The organism is Butyricicoccus sp. Marseille-Q5471 (genome assembly GCF_951230135.1).
Taxonomy (GTDB): Bacteria; Bacillota; Clostridia; order Oscillospirales; family Butyricicoccaceae; genus Agathobaculum.
Map to the genome: position 1 here is coordinate 23,288 of NZ_CATNVC010000005.1, position 18,606 is coordinate 41,893.

Here is an 18,606-nt window from a genome sequence, read left to right on the forward strand (position 1 = left end):
GTTTTCCTCCTCAAAGGCTCAAAAAATTCTGTAAGATGATAGCTCCCTGCGGCGTCAGGATGGATTCCGGATGAAACTGCACGCCGAACACCGGCTTTTCCCGATGGCGCACCGCCATGATTTCGCCGTTTGCATCCTCAGCGAGGATTTGCAGACAGTCGGGCAGCGTGCCCTGCTGCGCGACGAGTGAATGATACCGCGCCGCCTGCATCTGCGGCGGCAGGCCGGCAAAGAGCGGGTCGGTGTTGTTGACGCGGATGACGCTCGTTTTGCCGTGCATCAGCTGCTTTGCATGCGCAATGGTCGCGCCGTACACCTCGCAAATGCCCTGATGGCCAAGGCACACGCCCAAAATCGGGATTTTCCCACCGAGCACGCGCACGACTTCCTCGCACACGCCCGCATCCTTCGGATAACCCGGACCGGGCGAAAGCAGAATGTGAGTGGGCGCCAGCTCCTCAATCTCGCGAACGGTCAGCGCATCGTTCCGCACAACGCAGATGTCGGGCGCAATCGCCGCCGCCTGCTGATACAGGTTATAGGAAAAGGAATCGTAGTTGTCAATCAGCAGTATCATCAGTCATCCACCTCCGAAGCGCGCTCAATCGCGTCAATGACAGCGCGCGCCTTGTTTGCGCTTTCCATGTACTCATTTGCGGGCACCGAATCGGCCACAATGCCGCCGCCCGCCTGCACGGTCACCGTGCCGTTCTTCTTGGCCGCCATGCGGATGGCGATACAGGTATCCATGTTGCCGGTAAAGTCCAGATAGCCGAGCGCGCCGCCGTATACGCCGCGTGCATCAGGCTCAAGTTCCTCGATAATCTCGCACGCGCGAATCTTAGGTGCGCCCGACAGTGTGCCAGCTGGCAGCACGGCTTCGATGGCCGAGCACGCGTCGCACCCTGCGGCAATGTCGCTTTCAACCTGGGAGCAAATGTGCATAATCTTGGAATAGCGGTGAATCATCATGTATTCGGTCACATCGACCGAGCCAATTTTGGAGATGCGTCCCAGATCGTTGCGGCCGAGGTCGACCAGCATATTGTGCTCGGACAGCTCCTTTTCGTCGGCAAGCAGCTCGGCTTCGAGCGCCCTGTCCTGCTCGGCCGTCGCGCCGCGCGGACGGGAACCCGCGACCGGAAAGGTCGTCAGCCGCCCGTTTTGCAGCCGCACGAGCGTTTCGGGCGAGGAACACATGATTTCGTCGCCGTCCGCCGAAAGATAAACCATGTACGGCGAGGGGTTGGTTGTGCGCAGCACGCGGTAGGCGTTCATCAGGCTGCCCGCGTAGGGGCTTTGAAACTGACGGGACTGCACGGCCTGAAAAATGTCACCATCATAGATGTAGTCCCGCGTTTTCTGCACAATCTCGGCATACTGCTCCTCGCTGACGTTGCAGGTAAACTGCGGCTTGCCGTCCGCTCTGCTCTGCGGCAGCGGACTCTGGTCGGCAACGAGCGCGGCCATCGTTTCCAGTTCGGCACAGGCTCTGCCGTAGTTCTCCATCACGTTGTCAGTTTTCATGTTGACAATCAGCACGATTTTCTGCTTGAGATGGTCATAGGCAATCACCTTGTCAAACAGCATCAGGTCGTAATCGTCCCAGCCGTTGCGCTTGATGTGAAGAGTCGGCTCGGCATAGCCAATCATCGCGTAGGCGAAGTAGCCGACGAAGCCTCCCGTGAACGGCGGAAAGCCCTCCAGCCGCGGTGAGCGGTATTCGGCGAGCACCTCGCGCAGCACATCGAGCGGTTTGTCAGTCTCAATTATGCGGGTTTCGCTGCCCTCAAGCCGAACCACGCCGTTTTTGCAGCGGGCGCGCAGCACAGGATCGTAGCCAAGGAAGGAATACCGCGCCCATTTTTCGCCGCCTTCGACGCTTTCGAGCAGGAAAAAGCGGTTTGACCGTGTGTGCAGCCGCCGGAGCAGCGAGATGGGCGTGGTCACATCCGCGTAAACCTCGCGGCTGACCGGAATGGTCGTATACTCCTTAGCCAGCGATAAAATCGCGTCACAGCTTGGCGTTATCATGTAAATCCCTCCAAAATGGCAATTAAAAAAGCCTTTATCCACACGGTGAATCATTCACCATGGGACAAAAGCCAAAACTTCTGCGGTACCACCCATATTGACGTTATGAAAAAACGTCCTCTCATCAGCGCACCAGCATGCGCCTTCCCTTGGTAACGGCGGGAGTCCCGTCAGCATCTACTAGCCGTTGCGGCGTTCAAGCTGCCCTCACAAGTCCATTCGGAACGTCCTGCACTGTCGCCCTCGCACCAGCGGGCGGCTCTCTGAAAATGCGGTAATCGTTCTTACTTACCCTTGCTCAGCGGTTTGTTCTGTTGCAAGTATATGCCCTACGGGCGCGGTTTGTCAACCCCTGTTTCTGTAAAATTTTTCAGGGTGAGAAAAAACATACTGCAATTCGCAGTTTTTTCTCACCCTGATGAAACTCAATTGCTCCGGTTTCGGGTTACGGCAGAGCAAAATCTTTCTACATCCGAAACACATCGGGCAGATATAAATCCTCGGTTGATATTTTGCTCCATGAGAAATCCGGCACCAGTTCGCGTGCCGCGACCGGCTCTGCCCGGTCGGTCAGTCCGGCGGCGCAGGCCAGTGCGCCGACTACCTGCTCGGGCGTGAACCGTGTGCGCAGCAGACCGAGGTCGAGATCGTCGTCCCGTTTGGACAGCCGTCTGCCGTCATGGTCGCACAAAAGCGGAATGTGGATGAATTTCGGCGGCGCAAAACCGAACAGCCGATGCAGCCAGATTTGACGCGGGGTGGACGAAATGAGATCGCTGCCGCGGACCACCTCGGTCACACCGCCGAGCGCGTCATCCACCACGACGGCAAGCTGATACGCAAACACGCCGTCCGACCGACGGATAATAAAATCGCCGCATTCCTTCGCCAAATTCTCGCGGTACGCACCAAATACGCCGTCAACAAAGGCAATTTCCTCATCCGGCACGCGCAGACGGGTGGCGGGCGCACGGGTTCTGCGCATTTCGGCTGCCTGTGCGGCAGTCAAATCGCGGCAGGTGCCCGCGTACAGCACGCGTCCGTCCGACAGATGGGGCGCACTCGCCGCATGCAACGCCGCACGCGAGCAAAAGCAGGGATAAAGCAGCTGCTTTTCGCGTAAAATCTTCTCATAATGCTCATAAATTTCGGTTCGCTCCGACTGATACGGCACTTCCCCGTCCCAGTTGAGTCCCAGCCAGTCCAAATCGTCCAGAATCTGCTCTGCAAAGGCACGCGGACAGCGCATCGTATCCAAATCCTCGATACGCAGCAGGTATTGCCCGCCCTGCTGCCGCGCGGACAGCCATGCCAGCAGTGCGCACAGCACATTGCCCAAATGCATACGCCCGCTCGGGCTGGGCGCAAACCGGCCGATGACCGGAGAATCCATAAGCTTCTTCCCTTCCGACTATTTTGATCGTTGACAACAGTGTACCATACCCACCCCCCTTCTTGCAAACCCAACCGCACTCTGATATGATGAAAGCAGAAAATGGAGGAACTGAGATGAAAAAACGACTGCTTTGCCTACTGCTCACCGCGCTTTGCATCACGGCCTGCGGCAAGACCCCCATCTCGGATGTCCCTGCTGCGGATCAGCCTTCGCCTGATGCGCCGCCGCAAACCGTTCAGCCGGCAGTTGATCCTGCCGAGGAATATGTCAAGACGTTAACGCTCAATCAGCAGATTGCGCAGATGTTTTTTTCCCGTTGTCCCGATGTGGACGCGGCCGCACTCGCCGGACAGTACAATATTGGCGGCTACATCCTCTTTGGCCGTGACTTTGAGGGGCAAACGCCCACATCCGTACGCCAGACCATTGACTCCTACCAGTCCGCCGTCCAAACCCCGATGCTGATTGGCGTAGACGAGGAGGGCGGAACGGTCGTGCGCGTCAGTTCAAATCCGAGCTTTCGCGCCGTGAAATTCTGGTCGCCGCAGGCGCTTTACAAGGAAGGCGGCTTAGACCTCATCACGAGCGACACCAAGGAAAAGGACGCGCTGCTTGCCTCGCTCGGCATCAATGTAAATCTTGCGCCCGTGTGCGATGTGTCCACCGACCCTAAGGATTTCATCAATGCCCGCTCGTTCGGGCAGGACGCGGCAGCGACGGGAGAATACGTCAAAACTGTCGTCACGCAGATGCAGACGGACGGCATGGGCAGCGTGCTCAAGCACTTCCCCGGCTACGGCAACAATATTGACACGCACACCGGCATTGCAATCGACGAACGTCCGCTCGACCGTTTTTATAGCGCGGATTTTATCCCGTTCCAGTCGGGTATCGACGCAGGCGCGGACGCGGTGCTCGTCTGCCATAACATCGTCACCGCAATTGACCCCAAGCTGCCCGCATCGCTCTCGCATCCCGTGCATGAGGTGCTGCGGGACGATCTGAACTTCTCGGGCGTTGTGATGACGGACGATCTTATCATGGACGCGATTACGAAGTACACCGACGGCGCAGACGCAGCCGTACTCGCCGTCAAAGCGGGCAACGATCTGCTGATTTCAAGCGACTTTGTCACCCAGTACACCGCGGTCAAGGCGGCGGTCGACGCCGGTGAAATTTCTGCCGAACGCATTGCCGAATCCGCCGTACGCATCGTGCGATGGAAAATGGCGCTCGGACTGATTGAATAAAAAATTGTCCTCTGTTCTTTTTTTGTTCACAATTGTTTGGTATGATAGCAGACAGTCAATATTGTTGAACAAAGGAGATTTTTCATGAAAACACGCAATCTGCTTCTATCCGGCCTGCTGGCCGGTGCACTTCTGCTTTCCGGCTGCGGCAACAGCGGTCAGGCCGCTTCCTCTGCGGACGACAGCAGTAAACCCGATGCGTCCCAGACGGACACCGCCTACACCCCCGACGAAGCCAACCTGCACCACATTGAGATTGAGGTCAAGGATTACGGCACCATCAAGGCCGAGCTTGACGCGGGCGCAGCGCCCGAAACGGTCGCAAACTTCCTAAAGCTTGCGGGCGACGGCTTTTACGACGGCCTGACCTTCCACCGCATCATCGACGGCTTTATGATACAGGGCGGCGATCCCAAGGGCAATGGCACGGGCGGCTCGGATGAGACCGTCAAGGGCGAATTTTCTTCCAACGGCGTGGAGAATCCGCTCACACACACCCGCGGCACGCTCTCGATGGCGCGTGCGAACGATCCGGACAGCGGCTCTTCGCAGTTCTTCATCGTCCATGAGGACAGCACTTTTCTCGACGGCGATTACGCCGCCTTTGGTCACGTGACCGAGGGAATGGAAATTGTTGATAAAATCTGCAAGGATACGCCTGTCGAGGACAACAACGGGACTGTCATTGCAGAAAACCAGCCGGTTATCACATCAATTAAGGTAATTGACTGACAAAAAACCGCCTGCGCGGCCAAATCGGCGTGCAGGCGGTTTTTGTTTTGCATTAATCGCTGACCAGAGGTGTGGACAGGTACCGGTCGCCCGTATCGGGCAGCAGTACCACGATGTTCTTGCCCTCGTTTTCGGGGCGCTTGGACAGCTCAATCGCCGCCCACAGTGCCGCGCCGGACGAAATGCCGACGAACAGGCCTTCGCTGTGGGTAAAGTCACGCGCGGTGGCAAACGAATCGTCGTTCGTAACGCGAATAATCTCGTCATACAGCTTGGTGTCGAGCACCTCGGGCACGAAGCCCGCGCCAATGCCCTGAATCTTATGCGGGCCGGGCTTGCCGCCCGACAGAACCGGCGAATCCTCAGGTTCAACTGCGACCAGCTTAACCGCCGGATTCTGCTCCTTCAGGTACGAGCCGACACCTGTAATTGTGCCGCCCGTGCCGATACCGGAGACGAAAATGTCCACCTTGCCGCCGGTCTGGCTCCAAATCTCCGGACCGGTGGTCGCATAATGCGCTGCCGGGTTTGCTTTGTTTACAAACTGTCCGGGCACAAAGCTGTTGGGGATTTCCTTGGCCAGCTCATCCGCTCTTGCAATGGCGCCCGACATGCCCTTCGAGCCCTCGGTCAGCACCAGCTCAGCGCCGTAAGCCTTGAGCATATTGCGGCGCTCAACACTCATCGTCTCCGGCATGGTCAGGATAATGCGGTATCCCTTGCTCGCCGCAACAGCCGCGAGGCCGATGCCCGTGTTGCCGCTGGTCGGCTCGATGATGGTCGCGCCCGCCTTGAGCGCACCCTTAGCTTCTGCGTCGGCAATCATCGCGTTGGCCACGCGATCCTTCACCGATCCCGCCGGATTGAAATACTCCAGCTTTGCCAGAATCTGCGCCTTCGCACCGCGCTTGGCGGCCAGCTTATCCGCTGCGTACAGGGGGGTATTGCCGATCAGCTCGGCAAAGCTTCTTTTAATATCAGACATGGTTTGTTCCGCCTTCCAAATTAAATACCATATAAAACATAGGTGATTTCTATGAATTAAGAATACACCCATGCGCTTCCTTTGTCAAGCATTATTCTAAAATAAAAACCCGACGCACCGTTTTTGAGCGGTGCGTCGGGTTTTCTATGTGCAATTGGGTGCGAAAGCATCCATTCAGCCAGGGGGACAGCCAAACTTATTCTTAGTACGTAAACATCTGCGCCCAGTACGGGGTACCGTTAATGACCGTGTAGCCTACGCCGATTGTGGTGAAGTTCGCATTGAGAATGTTGGCACGGTGGCCGGAGGAATTCATCCACGAATTCATAACTGCCGCCGGAGTCTGCTGACCGTACGCAATGTTCTCACCTGCGCCGCGGTAGGAAACGCCGGCCTCGGTCAGCGCGGTGAAGCAGGACGTACCGTTCGGGCGGGTGTGCGAGAAGGACTTGACCTGCTCTGCCGCACGAACCTGTGCCGCCTGCTGTACGCCGGTCGATACACTCAGTGCGGACAGACCGTTCTTGGCACGCTCAACATTAACCAAGCGGACAACTTCACTTGCAAAGTTGCCGATGGAAGCATCCGTATCCGTTTCAGGCTTCTCTTCCGGGGTGGTGTCCGGAGTCGTATCCGGAGTCGTATCCGGAGTCGTATCCGGAGTCGTATCCGGCGTTGTGTCCGGGGTTGTGTCCGGGGTTGTGTCCGGGGTCGTATCCGGAGTCGTGTCCGGCTTTACAACAGGGCAGTTCTGCGGGCGGCCGCACAGCGAAAAATCAAATTTTTCGCAGATCTGCTGCATATACTCATACTGCGCCTGCGAGGTCAGGCTGCTTTCAACTTTTATCACAGCACCCTGTAGGTTTGCTGCGCCAGCACCTGCGGTTGTTGCTACCGTCAACATCAGTGCAATCGGAACGATTTTCTTCATTACTTAAAAACCTCCTTGGATTTGTGTCTTCGGCAAAACTGGATTGTTTTGCACTACGTACCGAATCATAGCACGTTTTGTAACCGTTTTGCAATGTAAATCCCGCCCACTTTGCCCACAAACAAGAAAAAGTCGACCGGTTTTACCACTTTCCGGTCGACTCAGGAAAATATTAATCGAGCTTTTCGATGTTGTACAGCTGGTTCAGTACCAGCCATAGCTGCGGAAAATACCGCATGATGTTCCAAATGCTGACGCCGTGCAGCCGGTATTCTCCGGCAAGCGCCAGCTTGGCGCGGATGCTGCGGGCATCCTCGAACCAAACCTCGTGCTCGGCACGTTCCCGCCAATAATTGTAGTGCGGCGCCTGTGCGAGCGCGTCATACTGAATCGGCGCACCAACCTGAATTGCCTGATCGACCGCCTGCACATTGCCAATACTGCGCGCGCGTGACTGCCCCTGAATGTACGGCAGAGTCCAATCATAGCCGTAATTGGGAATGCCCATAAAGATGTTGTCGGGCGACACAACGGAAACCGCAAAGTCGAGCACCTTGGCTACCTTGTTGACCGGCGCGACCGCCATCGGCGCAGACAGCGCATAGCCCCACTCATACGTCATCAACAGCACGTTATTTGACGCTTCCCCGAGCGCTTTGTAATCGTGCGCCTCATACAGCAGTCCCGGCTGATCGGCCGAGGTTTTGGGAGCAAGCGCGGTCATGACGGTCAAGCCTTCGGCATTCAGGCGTGTGCGCAGCTCGCGGATCAGCGTGGCATAGGCCTCCGCATCCTCCGGCGGAATGTACTCGAAATCTACATCCACGCCTGCAAAGCCGTGTCCCTTTAGAAACTGGGTCAGGCTTTCAATGAGTGTGGAACGAAGTGCAGGATTGAGCAGCAGGACATGCGCCCGCTCGCTTGAGAACTGTCCATCCTCGCCCAGTGTTGTCAACACGAGCAACGGCTTGACCTGATACTGCCGCGCCATCCGCGTCAGCAGATCGACATTCTGCGGAATAATACGGCCCGATGCATCAAAGCCGAACGAGAAAATCGATAAGTAGGTCAGATACGGCAGGGTTTTACGCAGCACGCGCAAATCAACATTCGGATACGCATAGCCGTTTACCGCGAACGTGCCCAGCTTCGGCTGCTTAAACTGAAGCACAAGCTGCTGCCCGGGAAAGATGCGGTCGGTGCCGCCAAGCTGTGGATTGTCCTGCCAGAGCTTCATGACGGTCGTTCCGTTGTCTGCGGCAATGTTACCCAGGGTATCCCCACGCTTGACGGTGTAGGTCTCGGTGGGCTGCGGCACGACGATTGTCTGCCCCGGTGTGAGTTTATTGGGGTTTTGCAGCTCATTCTGCTGGATGATGTACTGCAGGGGTACGTTATATCGCTGTGAGATGCGATATAGCGATTCACCCGGCTGTACGACGTGAATGACCATAGAAATACCACCTTTCTCTGCAGTTTATGCCGCAAAGACCGATGGGGTGCGGCGTGCCGGAAATGGTATTCCAATATTGGTGATTGATTGGTATGCAAAAAGTGCCGCCGGTCTTGGACCGACGGCACTTTTCCTTATTTCTTGTGTGAACAATTGCAGCTGCATCCCGCGCAGCCGCCCGGACACTCTCCGTTTTTGACCTGACGATGTACCTTCCGCGCAGCGAATACCACCGCAGCGGCCAGCAGCGCGCAAATAATAATGGTTGCAAGCATTACAATTCCTCCTTGTAGTTAGTTTGCCTGCACGCTCATCTGGTTCAGATGCGCAGTGCTGTCCGGCTTTGCCGGGCGGCGAAACAGTAGATATAGATAACCGATAAGCACCACGATTGCCGCAACCGTGCCCACCCCGAAGGAAAGCGCTCCGGTCAGCAGGCCGCCGAACTGATAAATCATCAGCGACACGGTGTAAGCAAAGATGGTCATGTAGCCGATGGCGAACCACGTCCACTTGGCGCTGTTCATCTCGCGCTTAATTGCGCCCATCGCTGCGAAGCACGGAGCACACAGCAGGTTGAACACCATGAACGAGTAGGCCGAAATCATCGTGAAAGACGCAGACAACGTGCCCCAAATTTCGGCACCGTCCTCAGACAGCTCGCCCGCGAAGTGGAACAGCTGGCCGAAGGTCGCAACGACATTTTCCTTGGCCACAAGTCCTGTGACCGCGGCAACGGACGACTGCCAGTTGCCCCAGCCGAGCGGCGCAAACAGCGGCGCGAGAATGCCGCCAAAGGCAGCAAGCACCGAGTTGTTTACATCCTCGACCATGCCGAACGCGCCGTTCTCCATGCCGAACGTCTGCATAAACCAAATCACAATGGTCGAGAGCAGAATGACCGTTCCGGCCTTCTTGATAAACGACCAGCCGCGCTCCCACATCGAACGCAGCACATTGCCGCCGGTGGGCACATGGTAGGCGGGCAGCTCCATGACAAAGGGCGCGGGGTCGCCGGCAAACATCTTGCTCTTTTTGAGCATAACGCCGGAGACGATAATCGCGGCAATGCCGACGAAGTAGGCCGACAGTGCAACCCATCCCGAATTGTTGAAAATCGCGCCCGCAAAGAGGGCGATAATCGGCATTTTTGCGCCGCAGGGTACAAAGCAGGTGGTCATGATGGTCATGCGGCGGTCGCGCTCCTGCTCAATGGTACGCGAGGCCATAACAGCCGGCACACCGCAGCCCGAGCCAATGAGCATCGGGATAAACGACTTGCCCGACAGACCGAATTTTCGGAAAATGCGATCCATGATGAAGGCCACGCGCGCCATATAGCCGCAGTCCTCCAGCACCGCAAGAAAGAAGAACAGTACGAGCATCTGCGGCACAAAACCAAGCACCGCGCCCACGCCGGCAATGATGCCGTCCAAAATCAGGCTTTGCAGCCATCCCGCAACGCCCAGCGACATCAGAATGCCTTCGACCGCCGGGGGAATGATTTCGCCGAAGAGCACATCGTTCGTCCAGTCGGTTACGAATGTGCCAACGGTCGAGATAGATACATAATACACCAAACCCATGATGATTGCAAAGATGGGCAGCGCCAAAATGCGATTGGTTACAATCCGATCAATCTTGTCGGACGCAGTTTCGCCCACACGCTTCTTTTTCACGCATTTCTTGACCACTGCGGCAATGTAAGTATAACGAGCATCGGTGATGATGGATTCCGCGTCATCGTCCAGTTCGTCCTCAACGGCTGAGATTATTGCGTTAATCTTGTCGGCCTTGTCCTGACCGAACCGGAAGCGGGCGAGCACCTTCTCGTCACGTTCAAACAGCTTGACCGAGAACCAACGTCGCAGCGCAGGCTCGACCGCATCGGCAATCTGATCGCCGATGCGGGCGAGCGCGTCCTCAATGACTGGGGCAAATGCATGGCTGTGCTGCATCGACTTGTTCGACGCAGCCTGTCTGGCGGCCTGAATCAGCTCTGCGGTGCCCTGTCCCTTGATTGCGGCGGTTTCCACCACCGGCACGCCCAATTCCTTGGACAGTGCGGCGGTGTCGATGATGTCGCCGCGCTTTTTGACGATGTCCATCATGTTCAGCGCAAGGACGACCGGAATGCCCATTTCGGTCAGCTGTGTGGTCAGGTAGAGGTTGCGCTCGATGTTCGACGCGTCGACCAGATTCATGATTGCGTCCGGCCGTTCGCCCACCAGATAGTCGCGCGTAACGACCTCCTCCAGTGTGTACGGCGAAAGCGAATAAATACCCGGAAGGTCAGTGATGGTGATTTCCTTATCACTTTTATAACGGCCTTCCTTTTTCTCCACGGTCACGCCCGGCCAGTTGCCGACATACTGCGTCGAACCGGTCAAATCATTGAACATCGTGGTCTTGCCGCAGTTCGGATTGCCGGCAAGCGCCAATCGAATTGACATAGCTGTCCCCTTTCCTGTGGTTAGCGTTATCTAACCCATATGCAAATTTTTTACTCAACCAGAATTTTTTCTGCGTCCGCCTTGCGCAGGCTCAACTCATAACCCCGCACAGTGACCTCAATCGGATCGCCCAGCGGCGCTACCTTGCGCACGAACACCTCTGCCCCGCGCGTCAGTCCCATATCCATGATGCGGCGGCGCACTGCGCCCTCGCCCTCAATCCGGCGCACGGTCACGCTGGTGCCGCACGGAACCTCTCTCAGATTTTCCATATCGTCTTACTCCTTTATACCATAATGCGGGAAGCCATTGAATTGGAAATGGCCACGCGCACGTCCTTTACCGATACGATCAGGTTGCCCGCCATCGAGGACACGACGCGCACCGTTCCGCCCTCGACAAAGCCAAGGTTCTGCAAAAACTGGCGGGTTTGATCCTTTCCGCGAATGGTTTTAATCGTCGTTTCAACACCGGTATCCAGCATGGTCAGCGGCATATTCATTCTCCTCTCGTTCCATGCGTCAGCACGGATGACAACAGACTCAGCAATCATGGGTTAGTCTTCACTAACCTTTATTCCGTATGTAGTTTACCACGGCTAACTTCTGTTGTCAAGCGGGGTTTTTCAAATTTGTTACTTATTGCTAACTGTCTGTTCTGCCGCCCGAATATTTTTGGGCAGGAGGAAGCCCGCGGCTGCTGTTCCAATTCAGCCGCGGGCTCATGTTACGATGGCATACGAGGGAACGTATACCGTTTTGGGGATTTCTCCCCGGACAAGAAAGGATAGTTGTATCATAACAGCCGCCATAGCAGCTGGAATGATTGAATGGGGTTAGTAAGCGGCGAAGCGCTTGCCGAAGTCACGGCAGGCCTCAAGCCCGCTTTCGTCGGGCGTTTCATGCAGCATGAAGCCCTCGTCACCAAAGACGTTCGCGCCGGAATCATCGGCACGCTTATACCAGTCACGCATCCACTGGCCGTCGCCCCAGCCGTAGGAGCCGAACAGCGCAGCCTTATGGCCGGTCAGACGCCCTTCCAGCTCGGTGAAGAACGGCTCGAATTCAGCCTCTTCCAGCACCTCCGCGCCCATGGCAGGACAGCCCAGCGCCAACTTGACATACTGTGCCGCGTCCGCCGCGGTAATTTCGGATACATGCTTGAGGTCGCATTCCTCGCCTGCCGAACGGATGCCTTCCGCGATGGCATTCGCCATCTGCTCGGTGTTGCCCGTTTGGCTCCAGTAGATGATTGCAATTTTATTCATTGGTTGTTACCTCCTGTTGTCATAAAAAAGCGTACTATGCCGCGGCGAATACGTGCAGCAGGCTCTCGCCCCGCTCTACACGCGTCGTCACCGCACGGCATACCCGCGCAATGCGGTCAAATCGTTTGGACGCGGCTTCCGCGTCGCCATATACTTTCCAGTAGCCAGTCAACTTGCAGCCGCGGCCCCGGTGCTCAATGAAACCCTCCACATCCTCGACCGGATAGCCGAGAAACAGGCCGATTTCATGCGGAAAGCTGTCGCACGCCGCTATGCGGCGACGAAGATGTGCAAGCAGTTCGCGCAGGCTCTGTCCGACCGGATAACCGAACTGCCGAAGCAATCGCTCTGCCCGTGCGTCGGTCAGCTGCGTTTCAAGCCGCTGCCGGTGATAGACGAGCAGCAGACAGCGCTTTTCACAGGCGCACACAACTTCAAAGCAGTAGCCGCGCGGCTGAAATGCCGCCCGATACTCCCGCATATGCTGCGAAAGCGCAGGATACAGCGCACGGTCGCACGCCACGAGACTGGCGGATTTGATGCCGGCAAGTGTCGGCGAGCAATAGGCTGCAAGCAGCCTGTCTAGTTGTTCTTTCATAGAAGATGCACCTCCTGCCTATTTAGCATTTGCATTCCTGTATCAGGTATGCATCGAGAGGTTGCGGCACGGTCCGGTTCCGCGCGGACCGTGCCGCCAAATGTTTTTTCTTAGTTAGTCATTGCTAACTTGTTTATATGTTAGCATAAGCTAACTTCGTTGTCAAGCATTTTGCTAAAAAAAGATACCCGCTTTTTCGGCGGGTATCTTTTGCGCTGTTTTATTGATAGCTGACCAGTGCATCCACATCCTTGCGCTTGGGACAAACCGGCTCCTCGGCCGGGTGCCCGATGGCCAGAATCGCCGCGACCTGCTGCCCCGCAGGCACGTCCAGCACCTCGGCGACCTTGTTTTCATCAAAGATGCCCATGATGACCGTACCCAGTCCCTGTGCATGTGCGGCAAGGCAGAAGGTCTGCGACGCGATGCCCGCGTCAAACGACTGCCAGTGCGTGCCCTGCGAGGTGGAAAACGAGCCGTCGCGCTCGTAACCTGACCGGGCAGTGAGCATGGTCACGACAACCAGTGCAGGCGCGTGCAGGGCGGTTTTTTGATTGTAGGCAAAGTCCAGCATGCACGTTTCGGCAAGATTGCGCTTCTTTTTCTCATCAGTTACGACGATATATCGCGCAATCTGCGTGTTTTTCCAGCTCGGCGCATAGGCCGCGGCAGCAACGATTTGCTCGATTTCTTCCTTTGTCACCGGTGTATCGGTGAATTTCCGCACGCTGCGGCGCGTTTTAATACAGTCCAAGGCTTCCATATGGATTGCTCCTTCTTTTTTGTCAATTATCAATGATGTCTTCGATTACTTTGACCTGAAACCGCCGGGTGCGCGGACCGTCAAACTCGCAGAAAAACACGCCCTGCCACGTTCCGAGCAGCGGACGGCCGTCCTCAATCAGCACCGTCTGACTTGCGCCGACATAGCTGCTTTTCAGATGCGCAGCGGCATTCCCCTCGCAGTGGCGAAAGGCCGGACGATCGGGAAAGGCTTCTCCCAGACCGAGCAGCAAATCGTGCTGCACATCGGGATCGGCGTTTTCGTTAATGGTGATGCCTGCCGTTGTGTGCGGGCAGTAGACGATGGCCATACCGCTTTTTACACCGCTTTCCGCGATGACCGAGCACATGTGCTGTGTCACATCGTACATGCCTTCTCGTGCCGTATGCAGGGTGAATTCCCGTGTTTTCACGGCTCCTCCCTCCTCTGCTCGCACAAATATGTAGCCTCAAGGTCGGCCAGATGCAGCTTGACTGCGAGCGGATAGCGTTCATACGCATGGGCAATGGCGAATGAACCGGCCTTGGCCGCATCGTCAAAGCCGCCCATGTGCCAGCGGATGGCGACGGCCTCCTCGTTTTTCAGACGGAGGAAGCGCTCAATCAGAAACACCGATTTTTCCCCGTGACCGTAGGGGAATTTATCGTCCACCGTGTAAACCGGCACCTTTTCCCACTCGCCGCGGTCGTTTTTGCGGTTGCGCATCTCGATTGCGTAAAAGCCTGCCTTGCACAAATCGTGCAGCAGCGACGCGAGGGTGAAGCTCTCCAAATCGTCTGTCGACGGGTCGTAGTGCTTGGAAATCAGCACCTGATAGACATTGAGTGAGTGCTCAAGCAGGCCGCCCTCATAGGCCGCGTGAAAACGAGTTGAAGCCGGCGCAGTGAAAAAGTCTGTGCTTTCCATCCACGCCAGCAGCTTATCCGCGCCCGGACGGTGAATGTTTTTCTGATAAATATCTAAAAATTGCGTTTTGAGCTGTTCGTTCATATGTCTTCCTCCATAATGGCGCGCGCACGGCGGCGCAGCACCTCCGCGGTGTTTTGTGTGGGATCGTCAAGCACGATTTCAAGCAGACGGTGCAGCATATCACCGATGCGCTCGCCCGTCAGGCCAAGCGCGCGCATGTCGTTTCCGTCGACCGCCAGCTGACGCAGCGAAATACACTGCTGTGCCTCGATGACACCGTTCAGCATACGCTCGAGCGCACACAGCCTTTCCATGTCCTGCGGCTGTGTGCCCTGTCCGACGATGTCGCCCTTTTTGATTGCAAGCAGCTGCCGAAACCGTTCTTCCCCGATTTGCGCTAATCGTCGGCGCACGATTTTTTCCTCATCACCGAGCGGCCGGTCATGCTGCGCAACGAGCACCAGCAGCTTTTTCTCGAACTCCGATGAAAAACGCAGGCGGCACGAAATTCCTGCCGCGATGCGCACGCTGACCTTGGGATGCCCATAAAAATGACCGACACCGTTTTCGTCCACCGTTTTGCAGGCAGGCTTGCCGCAGTCGTGCAGCAGCATCGCCCAGCGCAGCAGTGGATCGTTCGGCACCTGCTCGACCGCGCGAACCGTATGCTCCCACACGTCGTAGCGGTGATGGCCGTTCTGCTGATCGAGATCGAACATCGGTGCAAGCTCGGGCAGCGGCTGCATAAGCACATCGCGGCAGGTGCGCAGCGCACGCCCTGCAAACGGTCCGCAGAGCAGGCGCGTCAGTTCGTCCTGCACCCGCTCGCGCGCGACGAGCGACAAGCGCTTTCGCTGCCGCCGCATGGCCGCCGCGGTTTTTTCCTCAATGGCAAAGCCGAACTGCGCCGAAAAACGCGCGGCACGCAAAATGCGCAGCGCGTCCTCCTCAAAGCGCGTATCCGGATTGCCGACCGCACGCAGCAGACCCTTTGCAAGGTCATCCCGCCCGCCGAAGGGGTCAAACAGCCCGCGTTCGGGATGCCACGCCATCGCGCCGACCGTGAAGTCGCGGCGCGCCAAATCGTCCCGAATGCTGCGAACAAAGCGTACCGCGTCCGGATGCCGTCCGTCCGAGTACGCGCCATCCGCGCGGAAGGTGGTGATTTCCAGCGGTCCGTCCGCGGTCAGCAGCGTCAGCGTGCCGTGCTGCAAGCCGGTTTCGAGCACCCGCTCGCCGGCAAACACCGTCTGCATCTCCGCAGGTGTGGCGGCGGTGCACAAATCATAATCATGCGGCTCGACACCGCGTAGCCGGTCGCGCACACAGCCACCGACTGCCCACGTTTCATAGCCCGCCGCTTCGAGCAAAGCAATCGCCCGTGCGGCGCCTGCGGGCAGCTGCATCACTCGCTGTCCTTTTTCTGGCGCAGCTTATAGGAAGTGCCGTCCGGATTGATGACGACCGTGTTCTCCAGCTGCGACTTGAGGTTTGCGCGGAAACCTGCAATATATTCGTCGCGCAACGCCTTCTGCTCGGCCTGCTCCTCTGTGGTCAGCCCCTCAGCCTTTGCCTTCTTGGAAAGCGCGTTGATGCGTGCGATTTTTTTCTGTTCCATTTGTATTCCTCCTTCGGAAAATGGTACACATATTATATCAAAGCATGCCCGCAAAGTCGAGAGCCATTCTTGACCGCACTTCGACCGCATGATACAATGGCTTTATTGTTAAAAATCTCCGAAGGAGCGAAAATAGTATGAAAATCGAAACCCAGTGTCTGCATGAGGGCTATCAGCCCGGCAACGGCGGCGCACGCGCTTTGCCGATTTACCAGTCCACCACCTTCAAATTCGATTCCACCGCCCATGTCGGCGACCTGTTCGACCTGACCGCCGCAGGGCATTTCTACACCCGTCTGTCCAACCCGACCGTTGCGGCGGTTGAGGACAAGATTGCAGCCCTTGAGGGCGGCGTGGGCGCACTGTGCACCTCGTCCGGCCAGGCCGCGACCATGCTTGCCATTCTCAACATCGCAGGCGCGGGCGATCACCTTGTCGCCACCTCGACCATCTACGGCGGCAGCCTGAACCTGCTTGCGGTCACGTTCAAGAAGCTTGGCATCGAGGTAACCTTCGTTGACGGTGACGCACCTGCCGAAGAGATTGAAAAGGCATTTCGCCCGAACACCCGCGCGGTTTTCGGTGAGACGATTGCAAACCCCGCGCTGACCGTGCTGGATTTTGAGAAATTCTCGGCACTCGCCCATGCGCACAACGTTCCCCTGATTGTCGACAACACCTTTGCAACACCCGTACTCTGCCGTCCCTTTGAGCACGGTGCGGATATCGTGGTGCATTCCACGACAAAATATATGGAAGGTCATGCGGTGCAGATGGGCGGCGTGATTGTCGACGGCGGCAAGTTCGACTGGACGAGCGGCAACTTCCCCGGCCTGACCGAGCCGGATGACAGCTACCACGGTCTTGTCTATACCGAAGCCTGCGGCAGCGCGGCCTACATTACCAAGGCGCGCGTGCAGCTGATGCGCGATATGGGCGCATGCCAGACCCCGATGGGCGCATTCCTGCTCGACCTCGGCCTGCAGACTCTGCCGCTTCGCATTCGCCAGCATTCCGCAAACGCTCTTGCCGTTGCCGAATTCCTGACGGGCAGCGATAAAATTGAATTTGTCACCTATCCCGGCCTTGCAGCCGACAAGCACCATGCCCGCGCCGAAAAATATCTGGAAAACGGCGCGGCCTCCGGCGTTATCTCGTTCAGTCTGAAGGGCGGCCGCGCGGCTGCCGAAAAGGTGATTGACGCATTCCGTCTGATTTCGCTCGAGGTGCACGTGGCAGACATTCATTCGTGCGCACTGCATCCGGCAAGCTCGACCCACCGTCAGCTTTCCGACGAGCAGCTTGCCGCCGCCGGCATCACACCGGGTCTGATTCGCCTGTCGTGCGGCTTAGAGAACGCTGAAGACATCATTGCGGATGTTAAGCAGGCACTCGAGCAGGTTTAACCAATCGAAAACAGCGGGGACGGTTTTGCCGTCCCCGTTTTGCTAAAGGAGTTGTATGAAATGAATATCCGTCCGATCGAAGCGGGTGACCGCGACTATTTTATCAACATGGTGCACGAATTTTATCGCTCGCCTGCCGTGTGCCATGAAATTCCCGACCAGAACGCTGAGCGCACCTTTGAGCTGCTCATGCACGGCAGTCCCTATGCCGACTGCCTGATTGCCGAGGACGACACCGGTGCGCCCTGCGCCTATTTTCTGCTCTCGCTGACATGGTCGAACGAAGCGGGCGGCCTGTGCATCTGGATGGAAGAGCTGATGGTCGAGGAGCGTATGCGGGGCAAGGGGATCGGCAGCAAAATGATTGCCGCTGTGCATGAAAAGTACAACTCGGCCGCACGTTTCCGTCTGGAAGTGACCGAGGAAAACCCACGCGCCGCCGCGCTGTACCGCATGCTCGGCTTTGAGGAGCTGCCGTACAACCAGATGATTATCGATACCCCGATCGGCCTATGAATGACAGGGTATATGAATTTGATGCGGTGATTTGCAAGGTGCCTGAGCTGGACGGCGCATATATTGAATTCCCGTATGACGTGCGCGCCGAATTCGGCCGCGGCCGCGTCAAGGTGCGTGCAACGTTTGACGGAGTGCCTTACGACGGCAGTCTGGTGCGCATGAAAACGCCCGGCCACATTCTCGGCTTGCGCAAGGATATTCGCGCGGCCATCGGCAAGCAGCCGGGCGATACCGTGCATGTCACCCTCCGCGAACGTGTCTGAGAGGGGGA

Annotated in this window: 22 protein-coding genes and 1 other annotated feature; of the genes, 5 read left to right on the top strand and 17 right to left on the bottom strand. The window is 57.1% G+C overall.

From position 1 onward, the window contains the following. Window positions 1-10 precede the first annotated feature (10 nt). From QOX26_RS07500 to gluQRS, 3 genes are all read right to left on the bottom strand, one after another. Window positions 11-577 (bottom strand): anthranilate synthase component II, encoded by a 567-nt coding sequence (locus tag QOX26_RS07500; protein WP_283674355.1) that lies wholly within the window; start codon window positions 575-577, stop codon window positions 11-13. Continuing rightward, on the bottom strand, window positions 577-2,034 hold the full coding sequence (locus QOX26_RS07505; RefSeq protein WP_283674356.1) for an anthranilate synthase component I family protein: 1,458 nt from the start codon (window positions 2,032-2,034) through the stop codon (window positions 577-579). Before QOX26_RS07505 ends, QOX26_RS07500 begins: the two co-directional genes overlap by 1 nt. A gap of 57 nt (window positions 2,035-2,091) precedes the next feature. Further along, window positions 2,092-2,345: a binding site (T-box leader), on the bottom strand. 155 nt (window positions 2,346-2,500) lie between these two features. Further along, complete coding sequence (gluQRS, locus tag QOX26_RS07510) at window positions 2,501-3,427, bottom strand: tRNA glutamyl-Q(34) synthetase GluQRS (protein WP_283674357.1); 927 nt, start codon at window positions 3,425-3,427, stop codon at window positions 2,501-2,503. Between the two features lie 116 nt (window positions 3,428-3,543). Between gluQRS and QOX26_RS07515 the strand changes: the two genes are divergently transcribed. Both QOX26_RS07515 and QOX26_RS07520 read left to right on the top strand, forming a co-directional pair. Then, window positions 3,544-4,680, top strand: coding sequence for a glycoside hydrolase family 3 N-terminal domain-containing protein (locus tag QOX26_RS07515; RefSeq protein WP_283674358.1), 1,137 nt, complete (start codon window positions 3,544-3,546; stop codon window positions 4,678-4,680). An 84-nt stretch (window positions 4,681-4,764) separates the two neighbouring features. Next, entirely contained in the window at window positions 4,765-5,412 is a 648-nt protein-coding gene (locus QOX26_RS07520; RefSeq protein WP_283674359.1) for a peptidylprolyl isomerase, read from the top strand. Between the two features lie 52 nt (window positions 5,413-5,464). On the opposite strand, the gene cysK is transcribed toward QOX26_RS07520, so the two are convergent. From cysK to QOX26_RS07590, 14 genes are all read right to left on the bottom strand, one after another. Beyond that, a complete protein-coding gene (gene cysK / locus QOX26_RS07525; RefSeq protein WP_283674360.1) occupies window positions 5,465-6,397 on the bottom strand; it encodes a cysteine synthase A in 933 nt (310 codons plus the stop codon). A 202-nt stretch (window positions 6,398-6,599) separates the two neighbouring features. After that, window positions 6,600-7,328, bottom strand: coding sequence for a CAP domain-containing protein (locus QOX26_RS07530; protein ID WP_283674361.1), 729 nt, complete (start codon window positions 7,326-7,328; stop codon window positions 6,600-6,602). A 172-nt stretch (window positions 7,329-7,500) separates the two neighbouring features. Continuing rightward, window positions 7,501-8,781: a glycoside hydrolase family 18 protein gene (locus QOX26_RS07535; protein ID WP_283674362.1), complete on the bottom strand. Its 1,281-nt coding sequence runs from the start codon at window positions 8,779-8,781 to the stop codon at window positions 7,501-7,503. 134 nt (window positions 8,782-8,915) lie between these two features. Beyond that, a complete protein-coding gene (locus QOX26_RS07540) occupies window positions 8,916-9,056 on the bottom strand; it encodes a FeoB-associated Cys-rich membrane protein (RefSeq protein ID WP_283674363.1) in 141 nt (46 codons plus the stop codon). A gap of 18 nt (window positions 9,057-9,074) precedes the next feature. Beyond that, the gene (gene feoB, locus QOX26_RS07545) at window positions 9,075-11,234 is read right to left on the bottom strand and encodes a ferrous iron transport protein B (RefSeq protein ID WP_283674364.1); all 2,160 of its coding nucleotides are present in this window, start codon (window positions 11,232-11,234) and stop codon (window positions 9,075-9,077) included. 50 nt (window positions 11,235-11,284) lie between these two features. After that, window positions 11,285-11,506 carry a FeoA family protein gene (locus QOX26_RS07550; RefSeq protein ID WP_283674365.1) on the bottom strand — a complete coding sequence of 74 codons (222 nt, stop codon included), beginning with the start codon at window positions 11,504-11,506 and terminating at the stop codon, window positions 11,285-11,287. A gap of 14 nt (window positions 11,507-11,520) precedes the next feature. Continuing rightward, entirely contained in the window at window positions 11,521-11,787 is a 267-nt protein-coding gene (locus tag QOX26_RS07555; RefSeq protein ID WP_442870216.1) for a FeoA family protein, read from the bottom strand. A gap of 282 nt (window positions 11,788-12,069) precedes the next feature. Beyond that, a complete protein-coding gene (locus QOX26_RS07560) occupies window positions 12,070-12,501 on the bottom strand; it encodes a flavodoxin (protein ID WP_283674366.1) in 432 nt (143 codons plus the stop codon). 34 nt (window positions 12,502-12,535) lie between these two features. Then, entirely contained in the window at window positions 12,536-13,099 is a 564-nt protein-coding gene (locus QOX26_RS07565; protein WP_283674367.1) for a DUF3793 family protein, read from the bottom strand. A 220-nt stretch (window positions 13,100-13,319) separates the two neighbouring features. Further along, window positions 13,320-13,862 carry a nitroreductase family protein gene (locus QOX26_RS07570; protein WP_283674368.1) on the bottom strand — a complete coding sequence of 181 codons (543 nt, stop codon included), beginning with the start codon at window positions 13,860-13,862 and terminating at the stop codon, window positions 13,320-13,322. 22 nt (window positions 13,863-13,884) lie between these two features. Further along, entirely contained in the window at window positions 13,885-14,295 is a 411-nt protein-coding gene (locus QOX26_RS07575) for a secondary thiamine-phosphate synthase enzyme YjbQ (protein WP_283674369.1), read from the bottom strand. After that, entirely contained in the window at window positions 14,292-14,873 is a 582-nt protein-coding gene (locus tag QOX26_RS07580) for an HD domain-containing protein (RefSeq protein ID WP_283674370.1), read from the bottom strand. The genes QOX26_RS07575 and QOX26_RS07580 overlap by 4 nt, the downstream gene beginning before the upstream one ends. Continuing rightward, on the bottom strand, window positions 14,870-16,198 hold the full coding sequence (locus QOX26_RS07585) for a CCA tRNA nucleotidyltransferase (protein ID WP_283674371.1): 1,329 nt from the start codon (window positions 16,196-16,198) through the stop codon (window positions 14,870-14,872). Before QOX26_RS07585 ends, QOX26_RS07580 begins: the two co-directional genes overlap by 4 nt. Then, window positions 16,198-16,410, bottom strand: a complete 213-nt coding sequence (locus QOX26_RS07590) for a DUF896 domain-containing protein (RefSeq protein ID WP_283674372.1) — start codon at window positions 16,408-16,410, stop codon at window positions 16,198-16,200. The genes QOX26_RS07585 and QOX26_RS07590 overlap by 1 nt, the downstream gene beginning before the upstream one ends. A gap of 137 nt (window positions 16,411-16,547) precedes the next feature. Here QOX26_RS07590 and QOX26_RS07595 point away from each other — a divergent pair, with 137 nt between their 5' ends. From QOX26_RS07595 to QOX26_RS07605, 3 genes are read left to right on the top strand one after another with little or no spacing between them, the layout of a single operon-like run. Continuing rightward, on the top strand, window positions 16,548-17,816 hold the full coding sequence (locus tag QOX26_RS07595) for an O-acetylhomoserine aminocarboxypropyltransferase/cysteine synthase family protein (RefSeq protein ID WP_283674373.1): 1,269 nt from the start codon (window positions 16,548-16,550) through the stop codon (window positions 17,814-17,816). A gap of 60 nt (window positions 17,817-17,876) precedes the next feature. Then, a complete protein-coding gene (locus QOX26_RS07600; RefSeq protein WP_283674374.1) occupies window positions 17,877-18,332 on the top strand; it encodes a GNAT family N-acetyltransferase in 456 nt (151 codons plus the stop codon). Continuing rightward, window positions 18,329-18,598 carry a DUF1905 domain-containing protein gene (locus QOX26_RS07605; protein WP_283674375.1) on the top strand — a complete coding sequence of 90 codons (270 nt, stop codon included), beginning with the start codon at window positions 18,329-18,331 and terminating at the stop codon, window positions 18,596-18,598. The genes QOX26_RS07600 and QOX26_RS07605 overlap by 4 nt, the downstream gene beginning before the upstream one ends. The last annotated feature ends 8 nt before the right edge of the window (window positions 18,599-18,606 follow it).

Bases quoted from the DNA above. Each gene is read 5' to 3' on its own strand.
- QOX26_RS07500 (WP_283674355.1), bottom strand. From the start codon at position 577: ATGATACTGCTGATTGACAACTACGATTCCTTTTCCTATAACCTGTAT.
- QOX26_RS07505 (WP_283674356.1), bottom strand. From the start codon at position 2,034: ATGATAACGCCAAGCTGTGACGCGATTTTATCGCTGGCTAAGGAGTAT.
- gluQRS (WP_283674357.1), bottom strand. From the start codon at position 3,427: ATGGATTCTCCGGTCATCGGCCGGTTTGCGCCCAGCCCGAGCGGGCGT.
- QOX26_RS07515 (WP_283674358.1), top strand. From the start codon at position 3,544: ATGAAAAAACGACTGCTTTGCCTACTGCTCACCGCGCTTTGCATCACG.
- QOX26_RS07520 (WP_283674359.1), top strand. From the start codon at position 4,765: ATGAAAACACGCAATCTGCTTCTATCCGGCCTGCTGGCCGGTGCACTT.
- cysK (WP_283674360.1), bottom strand. From the start codon at position 6,397: ATGTCTGATATTAAAAGAAGCTTTGCCGAGCTGATCGGCAATACCCCC.
- QOX26_RS07530 (WP_283674361.1), bottom strand. From the start codon at position 7,328: ATGAAGAAAATCGTTCCGATTGCACTGATGTTGACGGTAGCAACAACC.
- QOX26_RS07535 (WP_283674362.1), bottom strand. From the start codon at position 8,781: ATGGTCATTCACGTCGTACAGCCGGGTGAATCGCTATATCGCATCTCA.
- QOX26_RS07540 (WP_283674363.1), bottom strand. From the start codon at position 9,056: ATGCTTGCAACCATTATTATTTGCGCGCTGCTGGCCGCTGCGGTGGTA.
- feoB (WP_283674364.1), bottom strand. From the start codon at position 11,234: ATGTCAATTCGATTGGCGCTTGCCGGCAATCCGAACTGCGGCAAGACC.
- QOX26_RS07550 (WP_283674365.1), bottom strand. From the start codon at position 11,506: ATGGAAAATCTGAGAGAGGTTCCGTGCGGCACCAGCGTGACCGTGCGC.
- QOX26_RS07555 (WP_442870216.1), bottom strand. From the start codon at position 11,787: ATGATTGCTGAGTCTGTTGTCATCCGTGCTGACGCATGGAACGAGAGG.
- QOX26_RS07560 (WP_283674366.1), bottom strand. From the start codon at position 12,501: ATGAATAAAATTGCAATCATCTACTGGAGCCAAACGGGCAACACCGAG.
- QOX26_RS07565 (WP_283674367.1), bottom strand. From the start codon at position 13,099: ATGAAAGAACAACTAGACAGGCTGCTTGCAGCCTATTGCTCGCCGACA.
- QOX26_RS07570 (WP_283674368.1), bottom strand. From the start codon at position 13,862: ATGGAAGCCTTGGACTGTATTAAAACGCGCCGCAGCGTGCGGAAATTC.
- QOX26_RS07580 (WP_283674370.1), bottom strand. From the start codon at position 14,873: ATGAACGAACAGCTCAAAACGCAATTTTTAGATATTTATCAGAAAAAC.
- QOX26_RS07585 (WP_283674371.1), bottom strand. From the start codon at position 16,198: ATGCAGCTGCCCGCAGGCGCCGCACGGGCGATTGCTTTGCTCGAAGCG.
- QOX26_RS07590 (WP_283674372.1), bottom strand. From the start codon at position 16,410: ATGGAACAGAAAAAAATCGCACGCATCAACGCGCTTTCCAAGAAGGCA.
- QOX26_RS07595 (WP_283674373.1), top strand. From the start codon at position 16,548: ATGAAAATCGAAACCCAGTGTCTGCATGAGGGCTATCAGCCCGGCAAC.
- QOX26_RS07600 (WP_283674374.1), top strand. From the start codon at position 17,877: ATGAATATCCGTCCGATCGAAGCGGGTGACCGCGACTATTTTATCAAC.
- QOX26_RS07605 (WP_283674375.1), top strand. From the start codon at position 18,329: ATGAATGACAGGGTATATGAATTTGATGCGGTGATTTGCAAGGTGCCT.